General features: G+C 69.5%; 14 protein-coding genes. 5 read left to right on the forward strand and 9 right to left on the reverse strand.

All coding sequences use genetic code 11. The features are described from left to right. Window positions 1-42: 42 nt before the first annotated feature. From ACO0E1_RS18635 to ACO0E1_RS18655, 5 genes are all read right to left on the reverse strand, one after another. Entirely contained in the window at window positions 43-1,356 is a 1,314-nt protein-coding gene (locus ACO0E1_RS18635; RefSeq protein ID WP_422875534.1) for a glycoside hydrolase family 1 protein, read from the reverse strand. Then, the gene (locus ACO0E1_RS18640; protein WP_402728273.1) at window positions 1,353-2,213 is read right to left on the reverse strand and encodes a carbohydrate ABC transporter permease; all 861 of its coding nucleotides are present in this window, start codon (window positions 2,211-2,213) and stop codon (window positions 1,353-1,355) included. The genes ACO0E1_RS18635 and ACO0E1_RS18640 overlap by 4 nt, the downstream gene beginning before the upstream one ends. Next, window positions 2,203-3,165, reverse strand: coding sequence for a carbohydrate ABC transporter permease (locus ACO0E1_RS18645; RefSeq protein ID WP_422875535.1), 963 nt, complete (start codon window positions 3,163-3,165; stop codon window positions 2,203-2,205). The genes ACO0E1_RS18640 and ACO0E1_RS18645 overlap by 11 nt, the downstream gene beginning before the upstream one ends. Then, window positions 3,162-4,424: a sugar ABC transporter substrate-binding protein gene (locus ACO0E1_RS18650; RefSeq protein WP_422875536.1), complete on the reverse strand. Its 1,263-nt coding sequence runs from the start codon at window positions 4,422-4,424 to the stop codon at window positions 3,162-3,164. The genes ACO0E1_RS18645 and ACO0E1_RS18650 overlap by 4 nt, the downstream gene beginning before the upstream one ends. Window positions 4,425-4,541: 117 nt before the next feature. Next, entirely contained in the window at window positions 4,542-5,585 is a 1,044-nt protein-coding gene (locus ACO0E1_RS18655; RefSeq protein WP_422875537.1) for a LacI family DNA-binding transcriptional regulator, read from the reverse strand. A 104-nt stretch (window positions 5,586-5,689) separates the two neighbouring features. On the opposite strand from ACO0E1_RS18655, the gene ACO0E1_RS18660 reads away from it, so the two are divergent. Further along, window positions 5,690-6,556, forward strand: a complete 867-nt coding sequence (locus ACO0E1_RS18660; protein WP_422875538.1) for a hypothetical protein — start codon at window positions 5,690-5,692, stop codon at window positions 6,554-6,556. Window positions 6,557-6,658: 102 nt separating this feature from the next. Next, entirely contained in the window at window positions 6,659-7,075 is a 417-nt protein-coding gene (locus tag ACO0E1_RS18665) for a hypothetical protein (protein ID WP_422875539.1), read from the forward strand. A gap of 71 nt (window positions 7,076-7,146) precedes the next feature. Here ACO0E1_RS18665 and ACO0E1_RS18670 read toward each other — a convergent pair whose 3' ends face one another. Further along, on the reverse strand, window positions 7,147-8,136 hold the full coding sequence (locus tag ACO0E1_RS18670) for a carboxypeptidase-like regulatory domain-containing protein (protein WP_422875540.1): 990 nt from the start codon (window positions 8,134-8,136) through the stop codon (window positions 7,147-7,149). Between the two features lie 182 nt (window positions 8,137-8,318). Here ACO0E1_RS18670 and ACO0E1_RS18675 point away from each other — a divergent pair, with 182 nt between their 5' ends. Both ACO0E1_RS18675 and ACO0E1_RS18680 read left to right on the forward strand, forming a co-directional pair. Then, window positions 8,319-9,467 (forward strand): FAD-dependent oxidoreductase, encoded by a 1,149-nt coding sequence (locus tag ACO0E1_RS18675; protein WP_422875541.1) that lies wholly within the window; start codon window positions 8,319-8,321, stop codon window positions 9,465-9,467. Then, window positions 9,464-10,165: a TetR/AcrR family transcriptional regulator gene (locus ACO0E1_RS18680; protein ID WP_422875542.1), complete on the forward strand. Its 702-nt coding sequence runs from the start codon at window positions 9,464-9,466 to the stop codon at window positions 10,163-10,165. Before ACO0E1_RS18675 ends, ACO0E1_RS18680 begins: the two co-directional genes overlap by 4 nt. Here the strand turns inward: ACO0E1_RS18680 and ACO0E1_RS18685 are convergent. Together ACO0E1_RS18685 and ACO0E1_RS18690 are read right to left on the reverse strand one after the other, a co-directional pair. Continuing rightward, window positions 10,158-10,721 carry a VanZ family protein gene (locus tag ACO0E1_RS18685; protein WP_422875543.1) on the reverse strand — a complete coding sequence of 188 codons (564 nt, stop codon included), beginning with the start codon at window positions 10,719-10,721 and terminating at the stop codon, window positions 10,158-10,160. The two genes, ACO0E1_RS18680 and ACO0E1_RS18685, sit on opposite strands and share 8 nt — an antisense overlap. Window positions 10,722-10,741: 20 nt before the next feature. Further along, a complete protein-coding gene (locus ACO0E1_RS18690) occupies window positions 10,742-11,335 on the reverse strand; it encodes a hypothetical protein (protein WP_422875544.1) in 594 nt (197 codons plus the stop codon). A gap of 140 nt (window positions 11,336-11,475) precedes the next feature. Between ACO0E1_RS18690 and ACO0E1_RS18695 the strand changes: the two genes are divergently transcribed. After that, window positions 11,476-11,700 carry a cold-shock protein gene (locus tag ACO0E1_RS18695; RefSeq protein ID WP_422875545.1) on the forward strand — a complete coding sequence of 75 codons (225 nt, stop codon included), beginning with the start codon at window positions 11,476-11,478 and terminating at the stop codon, window positions 11,698-11,700. 102 nt (window positions 11,701-11,802) lie between these two features. Here ACO0E1_RS18695 and ACO0E1_RS18700 read toward each other — a convergent pair whose 3' ends face one another. Next, window positions 11,803-13,689, reverse strand: a complete 1,887-nt coding sequence (locus ACO0E1_RS18700) for an arabinofuranosidase catalytic domain-containing protein (RefSeq protein ID WP_422875546.1) — start codon at window positions 13,687-13,689, stop codon at window positions 11,803-11,805. Window positions 13,690-13,934 lie beyond the last annotated feature (245 nt).

Consider the following 13,934-nt stretch of genomic DNA (forward strand, 5'->3'; position numbering starts at 1 on the left):
ACGGAGCATAAGCAGGCTCGCCCGGATGGTGACCGCCCGGCGTCATCGAGCGTCATCGACGGGCGCGGTGTCGCGGACGGCGGCGAGCTCCCGGTAGACGTCGGCAGCACCGGTCGGGACCCGGAAGAGCGACCCGTCCGGCTGCTCTTCCAGTCGGACGAGCCCCATGCGCCGCAGGTACGGGGTCTTCGCCCCGGCGGCGATCCGGTCGGCGACGACCTCCGGTGCGACGGCGAACTCCTCGACGTTCCGCCCGCCGGAGGCGTAGGACCAGTCCACGAAGTCGAACACCGGCCACCACGTCCACCCGCGGACGTCGACCCCGTCGGCGACGAGCGTCCGGACCGCGGCGATCGAGTCGCGGACCCAGACCTCGCGGACCGCGTCGTCTCCCTCGATCGAGGTCTCGGTGACGACCATCGGCAGGCCGTACCGATCACCGAACCGGGTCAGCGACGCGACGAGGCCGTCGGACCAGCGGTCGTACGCCTGCTGCACGGTGCCGCCCGCTCCCCCGACGAGGCGGCGCGGCGAGAGGTCCGGGTAGTAGTTGACGCCGAGGAGGTCGATCGTGACGGCACCGTCGACGAGTCCGGCGAGGGCTGCCGTGGACGCACCGTGCTCGACGAGCCAGTCGTGGGACGGGTGGTCAGGCGTGACCCGGCCCGTGACGAGGTCGGTCGGGATCCAGCCGACCGCTTCGAGCAGCGCTGCTTCGCCGGCGAGCGCCGCGGACTCCGTCGTGTAGAGCGACGACGCCTCGACGTGGACGATCACAGCGTCCGGGTTCGCGGACCGCATCGCGGCCACCGACTGCTGGAACCCCGTCGCGATGCCGAGCACCACCCGGGTCCAGCCGTCCCACCCGGTGAGCGCCGGTGGCCACACGCCGCGCAACCCGGCGAAGGACGCGGTCGTGATGGGTTCGTTGAGCGGGGTCAGGTGGTCGACGACCCCGGCGTACCTGGCGGCGAAGGCACCGGCGAACGAGGCGACCGCCGCCGGGTACGTCGGATCGGCGAACGAGTCGTCGAGCCAGGTCGGCGTGCCGTAGTGCACGAGGTCGGCGATCACGGTGAGCCCGAGGGACGCGGCGTACGACAGTCGCTCGTCGAGCACCGCCCAGTCGAAGACCCCTGGTGCGAGGTGCACGCGCGGCCAGTCGACCCCGTAGCGGAGTGCCGTGGCACCGAGTGACGCGACCACGTCCAGGTCGCTCCGCCAGGCGTCGTCGTGCCCGGTCAGCTCGTGTTCGTCGAGCGGCAGCATGTCGAACCGCGCGGGTGGGTACACGCAGGTGTCCTCGATGCCGGCGACGAAGGTGAAGGTTCCCGGCGCGAACGCCCCGGGGATCACTTCAACCCCGTCGTCGCGACACCCGCCACGAAGAACTTCTGGGCGAAGAAGAACCCGAGGGCGATGGGCAGCAGCGAGATCACGGCGCCGGCGAGCAGCACCGCGTGGTCGGTCACGTGTGCCCCGCCGAACAGCGTCAGCCCCGCCGGGAGCGTCAGCATGTCGTTCGAGGTCGTCACGACGAGCGGCCAGAGCAGGTCGTTCCACAGCGCCATGCCGTTCAGCACGGCGACGGTGGCGATGGCGGGCTTCGCGAGCGGCAGGACGACCTGCCAGTAGATCCGCCAGTGCCCGGCACCGTCGATGCGTGCGGCCTCGTCGAGCTCGGTCGGGATGTCGACGAAGAACTGCCGGAACAGGAAGATGCCGAACGCGCTGGTGGCCCGCGGGATGATGAGCCCCTGGTAGGTGTTGAGCCACCCGAGGTGGAACAGCTCCACGAACACCGGGATGAGGGTCACCTGGAACGGCACCATGAGCGTCGCGATGACGAGCACGAACGCCACGTTCCGCCCGACGAACCGCATCCGCGCGAGGGCGTACGCGCACATCGAGTCGAACAGCAGCGTCAGCACGGTGGTCACGACGGTGAAGACGAACGAGTTGAGCAGGAGCCGGAGGAACGGCAGCTGCTGCCAGACGCCGGTGTAGCCGTGCAGCGTGATGCTCGTCGGGAACAGGCTGGCGGGGTGGCCGAACAGGTCGGCCTCGGACCGGAAGGACCCGCTGACCATCCAGATGAACGGCACGAGCGCGAACACGAGTCCGATGCCGAGGTACACCCACTTCACGAGGGACCCGGTGCGTGCGAGGCCGGTGCGTCGCAGGGACCGGCGGACGCCGGCCTCAGTCGACATCGTCGTACCGGAAGAGACGCAGCTGCAGGAGCGAGATGAGCATGATGATCACGAAGAGGACCCAGGAGATCGCCGACGCGTAGCCGGTCTGGTAGTTGACGAACCCGTCGCGGTAGAGCAGGTTCACGAGCGTGTCGGTGTGGAAGACCGGGCCGCCGCCGGTCATCACGTACACCAGGTCGAACACCTGGAACGACTGGATCGTCAGGATCATCGACGTGAAGAGCATGGTCGGCCGGATGCTCGGCAGGGTGATCCGCCAGACGGTCTGCCAACGGTTCGCACCGTCGAGCTCGGCGGCTTCGTAGCGTTCCGCCGGGACGCCCTTGAGACCGGCGACGAACAGGATCATCGCGAAGCCGATGCTCTTCCAGACCGACACGAAGATGATCGTCGGCAGGGCGAGCGAGGTGGACTGCAGCCAGGCGACGCTCGGCAGCCCGAGCATCGCGGTGAGGCCGCCGACGAGCCCGATGTCGGGGTCGAGGAGGAACTTCCAGACCAGACCGATCGTGACGAGCGACACGATCGTCGGGAAGAAGAACACGCTGCGCACGATGCGGTTCGCCAGGGTGTCCGCCTGCAGGAGCAGCGCCGCGACGAAGCCGAGGACCACGAGCAGCACCACCGAGACGATGGTGTACTCGAGCGTGATCCGCAGGGCGTTCCAGAACTGCGGGTCCTGGAACAGCTTCGTGTAGTTCCCGAACCCGACGAACGGCTGCGAGGTCGCGCCGACCGTCCAGTCGAAGAACGAGTACCAGAGCGACCGCAGGATCGGGAAGATCACGAACACCCCGAGGATCAGCAGCGACGGGGCCATGAAGAGCCAGGCCGGCTGGAACCGCAGCGGTCGGCGGCGGGTGGGGCGAGCCTCCTGGCCGGGTCCGGGGGTGAGGGCCCCGGCACGCGGGCTGCGTGCCGGGGCCGACCCGGTGAGCTGACTGGTCACTTGCTGCAGCCGGTCAGTCCGTCGATCGTCTGCGCGGCGTCCTTCGTCGCGTCCGCGACGGAGGTGCCCCGTGTGATCTTGCCGATCATCGGGACGTACCCGTCGGAGTCGACCTTGGTGGCGTCCGGCACGTGCGGCAGGTAGAGGCGCGAGTCCGGTACCTGGCTGGCGAAGACGCTCACCGTGGCGTCGGCCTTGAGCTTCGCGTCGTCGGACAGGTCGGTGCGGAGCGGCGGGAAGCCGGTCTGCAGCGAGAACTTCTGCTGCGCGGTCTTCGACGTCCAGTACGCCAGGAACTCCTGCGCCTGCTTCGGGTACTTCGTCTTCGCGGAGATCGACAGCGGGGCGATCGAGCCGAGCGTGATGGACTTGCCGTCGACGCCGACGGGGACCTTCACGATACCGAGGTCGATACCGGCCGACTTGTAGCCGGGGGCCGCCCACGGACCGTTGATCTCCATCGCGGCCTTGCCAGCCGAGAACAGCGAATCGGCCTCGGCGCCGGTCAGCCCGACCGGGCTCACCTTGTCGTTCGCGACCAGGTCAGCCCAGGTCTTCAGGGACTGCTGCCCCGCGCTCGTCTGCACCACGCTGCAGTTCTTCGCGTTGACGATGTCGCCGCCCTCGAGCCACTGCAGCACGGGCCACATCTGGATCGTCTGGTTGTCGGCGAGCGCGATGCCGTACTTGCCGCCAGTCGTGAGCTTCTGGGCGTCCGTGGCCATCTCCTGCACGGTCGTCGGCGGGTCGCCGATGCCGGCGTCCGCGAAGAGCTTCTTGTTGTAGTAGAGGCTCAGCGTGGCGAAGTTGGCCGGGACGCCGTAGAGCTTGCCGTCGTAGGTGAACTCCTTGACGGTGCCGGGAGCGAACTCGGACGTGTTGATCTTGCTGTCGCCGCTGCCGGTCGCGGTGATCGGCAGCACGGAGTTCGTCTTGACGTACTGCGCGACGGCGTTCGGGTCGGAGCTGACCGCCGCGACGTCGGGGCCCTGCCCGGTGAGCCACGCGGACGGGAGCTTCTGCTGGATGGTGTCCCACGGCTGCACGGTCATGTCGACCTTGACGTCGGGGTGGGCCTTCTCGAAGTCCTTGACGATGGTGGCGTAGCCGGGGCGGTCGCCACCGGTGAAGCCGGTCCAGACCTTGAGGGTGACGGGGCCGGACGTGCTGGCGTTGCCGCCGGCGGAGCACCCGGTGAGGGTGAGGGCCGCCACGGTGGCGAGGGCGCCGATGGCGAGGGTGGTGCGTGTGTGCTGCATCGGGGAACGCTCCTTTGCGTTGCTGCTGCGTGGTGCTGGGTTGTCGGGGTGGTGCTGGGTTGTGGGGGTGGTGCGGGTTGCGGTTCGGTGGTGCTGGTCGCGGTTCGGTGGCGCTGGTCAGGTGCGGACGCGCTCGGCGTCCTGGTCACATCCGCAGGACGCGCGGATGACGAGCTCGACGGGCAGTTCTGTCCGGGTCGGCGTCCCTGCGCGGCGGTCGACGAGGTCGAAGAGCCGCTCGGTCGCGATGCGCGCCATCTCCTCGGCGGGGACGCGCACGGTCGTGATGCCGGGGGTGGTGACCCGGGCGAGCCCGAAGTCGTCGAAGCCGACCACCGAGACGTCGCCGGGGACGCCGATGCCCGCGCGGCGCAGGGTGTGCAAGCCGCCGACCGCCATGTCGTCGTTCGCGAAGACGATGCCGTCCGGGCGCGCACCGCTCGCGAGCATCTGCTCCATCGCCGCCGCGCCGGAGGTCTCGGACAGGTCCCCCTCGATCACCGTCACGTCGTCGATGCCGTGCCGCTCGGCGGCCGCCAGGAACCCGGCACGTCGGTCGAGTCCGGTCTGGTGGTCGAGCGTGCCCGTGACGTGCAACAGGCGACGGCGCCCGTGCACCTCGACGAGGTGGTCGACCAGGCGCTCCGTCGCGCTGACGTCGTCGATGCCGACCGTGACCGCGTCGGACAGGTGCGGGTAGTTGCCGATCAGGACGGCCGGGAGGCCCGATGCGACGAGGGTCTGCACGTGGTCGTCGTCGATCGCCGCACTCGTGACGATCGCGCCGTCGGCCGTCCGGGAGCGCATGACCCGCTCGTACGCCACGTCGCCGGAGCCGGTGTCGGCGTTCGTCGACACGATGACCTGGGCGTCGTGGGCGTTCGCCGCAGTCGACATCCCCGTCAGCACGTGCATGAAGTAGAGGTGGCCGAACACGTGGGCCGAGGAGTTCGGGACGATGAGCGCGACGGCGTCCGCTCGCTGGCTGCGCAGTGCCCGGCCGGCGGAGCTCGGGACGTACCCGAGTTCGTCCGCGGCCTGCTTGACGGCGGCGCGGGTGCGCTCGCTGATGCGCTCGTGTCCGGCGAGCGCCATGCTCGCGGCGGCGGAGGTGACACCAACCTTGGCGGCCACGTCCTTGAGGGTGACGGACTTCGGCATGGGGGGTCGCCTCCTTCGGAAACCACGCGCTTTATCGATTAACTAGACACATCATGCACGTGCTTAATCGATGAAGCAAGCCCCAGATCGATACTGTGACGTCCATGCCGCTGGTCCCTGACGTGAGCCGCGGTGCCTGGTTGCGACCTCGCGCGGGCGCCTGGGCGACAGCTGGCGGCGTTGCCGGCACCGGGTTCGAGGCCTACGCACGGATCCTGCATCCGGTGCAGGTGTACCGGGAGGACTCCGCCGTCGATGGACGGACCCCGCCGCCGATCGTCGAGGAACACTCCTGGCGCTGGGCGGACGTCGCCACCCGCAACGGCCGACGCATCCACCCACTCGTGCAGTGGACACGCCTGTCGGGCCACGAACCCCCTCGCGGGTTCGAGACCGCCGACGGTTGGACTGTCCACCCTCCCGAGGAAGGACGACTCGATCCGGTCCTGCTCGCCGCCCTGACCGAACACCTTCGACCCGCCACGACGACACCGAACGACCTCCTCGCTGCCGTCTGGGATGGGTGGGGAGACCTCAACGGCGGGACCGCCTCGGCGTCGTTCACGATCGGCGAGCCGACCGCTGAAGAGATCAGGGCACTCCAGCAACAGGCTCTCGACGAAGGACTCCGCCGTGCGGCCATCGCGAGCGCACTGTCCCGCCAGCCGCTGTTCGAGTGGCCTGGTCGCGACTTCCACGTGATGTCGGTCACGCTCGACCTGTTCGCGGATCCCGACTGGTCGGAGAACACCAGCATCGGCGACTACCCGGCGTCGGGACGCACGCCGCAGATGCTGTGGCCCGAGGACCACACCTGGATCCTCGCCACCGAGATCGACTGGGACGCCACCATCGTCGCCGGCACCCGCACCCTGGTTGCCGACGTCGTCGCTGACCATCGGTTCGAGGCGTTCGAGGTCAGCGCCGACGACGACCTCTCCTGGGCTGGTGACACCATCAACCACGGGTGAACGCGCCTCAGGCAGGAATCGGCACGGCGCAACGTCCGGTCTTCGACCGAGCGTTGTGGGATCGTGATTCCCGCGTCCCGGTGCTTGCGCCAGGCTCGTCACGTGAACAGCCGTCAGGTGATCGCAGCAGCGATCGCGGTCGTCGCCCTCCCGCTCCTCACGGCGTGCGGCGGCTCTCCCGCGGACCCGGTTGCGTCAGCGCGAGAGATGGCCGTGGCGCCTGCCTGGGTTCGTCAGCCGGCGGGAACCGACTGCGGCCAGGTGGAAGTCAGCCACCTCGGCGAGCTGCCGAAGGAGGCCAGGCGGTGCCTCGACCGTGTGGCCGCCAACGGGCAACGAGGCACGCTTGCATTCATCCGGTGGACAACCGAGGGCGATCCTGGTGTGTCCTTCATCCTGGTGGACGGCTCGACCGTGAAGGTGGCGTCCATCCTTGCGTTCGACTCGAACGGCGGCGACGACAACGGCTGGAGTGAGCAGACCTGCACGGATGTGGCGGCACTGCCGGACTGCCGGTGAGGACGTCTGCCGACGGAAGGGACCCCGCCCGGACGGGCATGTCCTGATCCTCACAAAACAACGGCCGGCAATCACCCCGACACTCCCTCCGGCAGCACCCCACCCCAACCGTTGAACCCGCCGAACGCGACCTTCACCGGGACGGCCTGCGCCCGGTCAGCCACGTACTGGTAGACCCCACCCGGACGTCCGAGCCACAGGACCCGCCCCGGCGTCACGGTCGTCGCCGTCGTCCGGAGCTCCACCACGTACTGCCCGGACGGGATCTGGAACTGCGCCGTCTGCTCGCTGTCGAGCAGCGTCGAGAACCGGGTCGAGAACGACGCGCCTGTCGCTGCGTTCGTCACCGCGACGCTCGCTCCGCTGAGCTGCGCCGACGGGGTGCGGGACGCCGTGTTCGCGAAGACGACCAGGTCGTAGTCACTGTGCGCGTAGTGCTGCGACAACGTCACCTGTGACGCTGCGAGGGTCCCCCGCTGCTGGTAGACCCGGGTCTTCCAGACGGCAGGTGACGCCGTCCCGCTGGCGTACGCCTCGATGCGGTACCGACCAGTGCTCAGCCCGACGAACCGGTACTGGCCCGCACTGTCCGTGGACGTTCGGAACACCTGCGAGGTGTCCTCGTTCCACGCGTACATCAGGCGTCCGGCCGCGGGTCCCGTCGGTCCGACGACACCGCCCTGCACCGTGGCACCGAGCACGAGGGGCACGGTGACCGCCACCGTCGAACCACCGCGGACCGCGATGTCCGTGCGGCGACCGGGCGCGTACGTCTGGGCACCGTTCGGCGGGAGCACCCGTGTCGTCACCGTGACGGTGTCCGGGGCCGGGATGCCGGTGAACGTCGCGGTGCCGTCGGCGTCGGTGATGGCGTTCCCGACGACGGCATCGGTGCCGATCGCAGCGAGTTGGACGTCCGCAAGTCGGATCTCGGTGCCGTCAGGCGTCGCGAGCTGCACGGCGATCGTTCCCGATCCAGCCGCGGTCGCCGGAGGCGCCAGACCGATCAGCGCCACTGCCGTCAGCGCCACGACCAGTGTCGTCCCGGTGATCAGTCGCATCGCGTCCCCGCCCGCCGCTCGTGTGTTGCGTGGGACTGTACGCGTCCGGCGAGCGGTGTGCAGCGTCTCCGCCGCGCAGTTCCGGGGACGACCGTCGGCCAACACCCATCATGCGCTTGCGCTCGTTGGATCACTGCTCCACAATCGTGGAGCAGTGATCCAACTTTCAGAGGAGCCTCTCCATGACGACCCCGGTCTCCATCATCGGCGCGGGCCTCGGCGGCCTGACGCTGGCGCGCGTCCTGCACCTCCACGGCGTGCCCGTCACGGTCTACGACCTCGAAGCCTCGTCGACCGCACGCACGCAGGGCGGACAGATCGACCTGCACACCGACTCCGGACAGCGGGCACTCGCCATCGCCGGGCTCTCGGAAGCGTTCCACTCGATCGTGCACCGAGGTGGCGCCGCGATGCGCGTGGTCGACCGGTCGGGTGCGCTCCTGGCGGAGATGCCTGACGACGGTTCGTCCGACAAGCCCGAGGCACTGCGGGGCGACATCCGACGGATCCTCCTCGAGTCACTGCCTGACGGCGCGATCCGGTGGGGCATGAAGCTGGTCCGGGCAGAACCAGCCGAGGGTGGCCGTCACGTCCTCCACTTCGCGGACGGCACGACGGTCACCACCGACCTCCTGGTCGGGGCCGACGGCGTGTGGTCGAAAGTGCGCCCCCTCGTGTCGGACGCTCGGCCCACGTACTCCGGCATGACCTACATCGACGCACACCTCGACGACGTCGACCATCGACACCCGGGGACGGCGGACCTCGTCGGCACCGGTTCGTTGTACGCGCTCGAACCCGGCAACGGGTTCCTCGCCCACCGTGAAGCCGGGAACCGGATCCACACGTACATGGTGCTCGACCGACCGACCGAGTGGTTCGACGACCTCGACTTCACCCGGCCTGACGTCACCAGGGCGCGGCTCGCGGCAGAGTTCAGCGGCTGGGCACCCGAACTGACCGCACTCATCACCGACAGCGACACCCCGCCGATCCTGCGGAGCATCCACGAGCTGCCCGACGAGCACCGGTGGGCCCACGTCCCCGGGGTGACGCTCATCGGCGACGCCGCTCACCCCACCGTCCCGGGTGGCAACGGTGCCAACAACGCGATGCTCGACGGCGCGGAACTCGGCATGACGATCGCCGACCACCTCGACGACCCCGACGCGCTCGACGCAGGCATCGCCGCCTTCGAGTCCGTCATGTTCGAGCGAGCAGCAGCCGCGGCGACCACGGCGCACCAGGACGTCGAGTTCATCTTCGGCGCGGGCGCGCCGAACCAGCTCGCAGACGCCCTGAACGGCCACGACCCGGACGGCGGGCAGTGACCACCCGCGGGTCCGAAAAGGCGCCCGGCGGGGAGAGCGGCGCGCGCTCGACGACGAGTCGACGCCCGGACCGGCTCAGCCGCGACCGAATCGTCGACGCTGCCACCGCGATCCTCGACGAAGACGCTGACGGATCAGGTGGCCTCACGCTGCGGGCGCTCACGACCAGGCTCTCGACCGGCGCCGGAGCGATCTACCACCACGTCAGCACCATGGACGACCTCCGCGCGGCCGCAGCCGACCACGTCCTCGAACGCGGGCTCCGGGGCCTCCGCGCGGACGATCCGGATGCAGCCATCGAGGCGGCAGCCCTCGCGATCCACGAGGTCATGGAGACCCACCGGTGGTTCGCCGGACAGCTCGGCCGTGACCCCGTGCAACCGGCGGCCATCCGGATCTGGAAGACGATCGGAGCCGAGCTGCGACGGCTCGACGGCGGGGCGGTCGACCCGGCTCGCGGCGGGTCCGTCCTCTTCCGCTTCATCCTCGGCTCCGCCGTGCAGCACGCCGACGGACCCGGTCGTCTCCGGTCGCCCGCCGACGAGAGGGACGCCCGAGAGCGCGCCGCCGCGCGTGTCCGTGACACCGATGCCGACTCACTCACGACCGGGATCGCCGCGTCCATCTCCGAGCACGATGACCGCGATCAGTTCCGCGACGGGGTCCGCACGATCCTCCGAGGGCTCCGCGTCACCTGACCGGGCCGTCGGACCGCATCCACACGGCGTCTCCCGCCGCCGACAGGATCGGGACGCGGAGCAGCACGACGAAGACCGCGGAGCCGACGACCCCGCCGACCGTGTTCCAGATGAAGTCGTTCACGTCGGCGACGTGGCCACCGGAGAACAGCTTCTGCGCTGCGAGTTGGAGGAGTTCGATCGTCAGGCTCACCACCATGGCACTGAGTACCTTCCAGAACGACGGACGCCGCATCAGGAGCGGGATGAGGATGCCGAGGGGCACGAACACCACCACGTTGGTGAGCGCGTCAGCGACCTCGTAGTCGTGGAACGGGATGAGCGCCAGCGCCGGGGACCACGGCTGATCGCTCGATACCGGTTCGAGGAAGATCGGGAAGACCGTGTTCGCGAAGATCCCCGCCGCGTAGAGGGCGACCACGGCCGCGACGTCAGTGCGCGGCCAGGTGGCACGTGCCCGCCGGAACAGCAGGACCAACAGGACGACGAACACGACGGCGCCGGACGCCACGGCGACGGGCAGTGCGGGGACCTCGCCGAACGGGTTGGAAGACATCCACCGAAGCGTCACAACGGTCAGTGCGGTGACGGGCCGAGCTCCACGAGGTGGTGCGGGATCCGCGCTGTGCAGATCGACTCGATCGGCGAACGCTCACCGTGCTCGACCTCGTACTGGCATTCACCGCACCTCGTCCGCGCTCGGTCCAGTTCACCGGGGTGTTCCTCCCAAGGGTGCGCGCACGTCGGACACGCGGTGTTCCGGAGCCGCTTCGACACGGCGCGGTAGTCGAGGATCACCGGCACCGCTCGGTCCCATCGCCGCCATCGTCCCCAGCGACGGACCGCGATGGGCGTCGTGCCCACGTCGAGCAGCGCCTGGCTTCGCACGGATGTCGTCACGACGACCTCGCACGGGATGACGCCCCGGAGCGTCAGCGTCGTCGCCGTGACGTCGATGCTCTCGAGCACGAGTTCACCGGTCCCTCCGGTGTCGTCGACCATGACGGCGACCGCATCTGGGACGGTCAGCGCGACCGGCAATCGAGCCGTTCCGACGTTCGTGTCGTGGTCCTCGGCCCAGCCGTGCAGGACCAGCCGCCCGTCGGCCACCTGTGCGGCGGTGACGTCGAACGTCGCGTCGTCGAGCGTCGCGAGGGAACGGAGTGGCACGCTGCGATCTTCGCACCCCCTGGCCCCGGATGGCCCATGCCGTCGGGTCGCGGAGCAGGAGGGCTCCGCTTCGAGCGGGCACGGAGACGCAACGGGGTCGGACGCGCGCGGGCCGCGCCGCCACGCGGTAGCGTTCGCTCGTGCGGAACGTCGAGGGCGAATGCGTCTGGTGGAGTGACGAGGACGGTTGGGGTGCGCTCCGTTCGGACGACGTCGAGTCGGAGGTGTTCGCGCATTTCGCGAACCTGATCATGGACGACCTCCACACGCTCCAGCCCGGCCAGCGCGTCCGGTTCGCGGTCGAGCCGTACCCGTCGGGGCAGGACGGCTACTTCTTCCGCGCTCACGACGTCAGGCCGATCTGAGCAGCGCACGACGCGCGGACGCCGACGCGGCGCACGACGTGCCCGGCAACGGACAGAAGGCCCGGTGCCAGCTGGCACCGGGCCTCCCGTCCGTCACGCGGTTCAGTTGAAGCTGAACACCTGCGGCGCCTGGTTGTTGCAGTCGTACAGCTGCAGCGGCGTCTGGTTCGCGGTGTTGCCCGACGGCACGTCGAGGCACCGACCGGACTGCGGGTTCAGCACGGAGCCGTTCGCCTGCGGCACCCACTGCTGGCCGCCGACACCGTTGCACGTGTACAGCTCCAGGTGCGAGCCGTTCGCGGTGGCGTTGCCGTCGATGTCGAGGCAGCGCCCGAGCGTCCGGATCGTGTGGTCGGCCTGGTTGTACGCCCACTGCTGGTCCGTCGTCTGCTCGTCCGTCAGGAGCGTCTGGCAGTCGTAGACCTGGACCTGCTGACCGTTCTGCTGCAGGTCGTTGCCGGCGACGTCGACGCACTTGGACCCGATCGTCTTGATCGGGACGGCGGCGACGAACTTCTGCGCCTGGTTGCCGTTGCAGTCAAAGATCTGCAGCGCCGTGCCGTTCGCCGTGTTGCCCGACGGGTCGTCGAGGCAGCGCCCGGACTGCGGGTTCTTGATCGACCCGTCCGGCTGCACGATCCACTGCTGCCCGCCGACGCCGTTGCAGTCGTAGAGCTCGACGTGGGTGCCGTTCGCCGTCCCGTTGCCGTTGATGTCCAGGCACCGGCCGAGCGTGCTGAGCGTGTGCGCGCCGTAGACGTTGCCGAGCCAGTGCTGGTCGGCCGCGAGCGTCTGGCAGTCGTACAGCTGCACGACCGCGGTGTTGCCGCCGGTGTCGTCACCGGCGACGTCGACGCACTTGCCGCCGGGTCCGGTGATCGGGGCGCCGGGGCCACCTCCGGTCGAGACGCCCTGGTAGTTCTGTGCGACGACGTTCGCCTGCACGGCGTTGTCAGCCGCGTCGGTCGAGTACCCGGTGGTCATGACGCCCTCGAAGAAGGACTGCGTGCCGCGGTTCGAGTTGTCCCCGCCGGCGCCGAGCACGATCGACCCCTCGAGCTTCATCGGCGTGTAGCCCTGACCGTCGCCGTCCTTGTCGGTCGGCAGCGCTCCCTCGTACCACTTCGACAGCGACCCGGACTGCGCGTTGCCGCCCTTCAGCGCGAAGTTCGCGACGCCGTCGTTCTTGAGCAGCGCGGTGACGAACTTCGACGTGTTGCCGGTGTTCGCGGTGTTGATCGCGGTCTTGCCCTCGTAGACGCCGTTCTCCAGGTCGGCCTGCACCCACGGTCCGCGACCGGCGCTGCCCGTGCCGTTGAGCATCGACAGGTTCAGGGCGTCCATGTGCCCCTTGCCGGTGTCCTTCGACTGGGTCTCGACGTTGCCGAAGTCCGAACAGCAGCCGTGGTTCACGTTCGTGCCGCTGGCGACCTCGTACATCGACTCCGGGCTGGCGCCGCGGGCCGTGCCCTTGGCGACCGTGCTCGAGATCCGGTAGGCCACCTGCTGCGGCATGTAGATGCCGTACGCCTTGTGTCCGGCGACGGTGACCGGCAGTGCACCGGCGTCAGCAGCGTGGTTCGCGGGCCCGGCGTCCCCGGCCCCCGCGACGGTCAGGTCGTTGTGGTTGGACGACTGGTCGTAGATCTTCGGGATGGTGCACGTCGTGCCGGCACAGAAGGTGTCCTGCGTCTGGGCGTTGGCGTACCCGCCGGCGGCGAGCAGCCCGACGTTCGTGGTCGCCCCGTCCGAGGCGCGCTGCACCTGGTAGAGCGGCCCGTTGTACGAGGAGTACAGCGCCCGTGTGGAGCTGTACGCGGCGACACACGAGGTGCCGGCGCCGGCGTAGGTGTCGCAGGGACCGTTCGTGGCGGCAGCAGCACTGCCGACACCGACCGTCGTCGCGAACAGGCTCCCGGTGACGAGAGCGAGGGCTCCGAGTGCCGCGGCGACGATGCGCCGTGGCCTGGAGATCGACCCGATGTGCATGTGTGGTTCCTTCCGAGCGTCGTTGCTTGGGGATGCGGTCGACCGTCGGGTTCGGCATCGGCGTTGCTGCCGCTGCTTAATCGATTAACCACGACAAGGATACCGCGCCCCGTCACCCGCCGTCCGTCGAGGGAACAGAAAACGTCGGCTCCGCCTCGCGGACCCGACGTCTTCTGTTCCCTCGATGCGGCGGCGCGCGGCGCGCGGGCGCCGGCGCGCGGCGCGCGGCGCGCGGCGCGCGGGCG

Origin of the sequence: Curtobacterium guangdongense (assembly GCF_049341845.1) — a bacterium.
Classification (GTDB): Bacteria; Actinomycetota; Actinomycetes; order Actinomycetales; family Microbacteriaceae; genus Curtobacterium; species Curtobacterium guangdongense.

What these genes read in the sequence shown, in the direction of transcription:
- ACO0E1_RS18640 (WP_402728273.1), bottom strand. Translation starts at nt 2,213, where the DNA reads ATGTCGACTGAGGCCGGCGTCCGCCGGTCCCTGCGACGCACCGGCCTC.
- ACO0E1_RS18650 (WP_422875536.1), bottom strand. Translation starts at nt 4,424, where the DNA reads ATGCAGCACACACGCACCACCCTCGCCATCGGCGCCCTCGCCACCGTG.
- ACO0E1_RS18655 (WP_422875537.1), bottom strand. Translation starts at nt 5,585, where the DNA reads ATGCCGAAGTCCGTCACCCTCAAGGACGTGGCCGCCAAGGTTGGTGTC.
- ACO0E1_RS18660 (WP_422875538.1), top strand. Translation starts at nt 5,690, where the DNA reads ATGCCGCTGGTCCCTGACGTGAGCCGCGGTGCCTGGTTGCGACCTCGC.
- ACO0E1_RS18670 (WP_422875540.1), bottom strand. Translation starts at nt 8,136, where the DNA reads ATGCGACTGATCACCGGGACGACACTGGTCGTGGCGCTGACGGCAGTG.
- ACO0E1_RS18675 (WP_422875541.1), top strand. Translation starts at nt 8,319, where the DNA reads ATGACGACCCCGGTCTCCATCATCGGCGCGGGCCTCGGCGGCCTGACG.
- ACO0E1_RS18685 (WP_422875543.1), bottom strand. Translation starts at nt 10,721, where the DNA reads ATGTCTTCCAACCCGTTCGGCGAGGTCCCCGCACTGCCCGTCGCCGTG.
- ACO0E1_RS18700 (WP_422875546.1), bottom strand. Translation starts at nt 13,689, where the DNA reads ATGCACATCGGGTCGATCTCCAGGCCACGGCGCATCGTCGCCGCGGCA.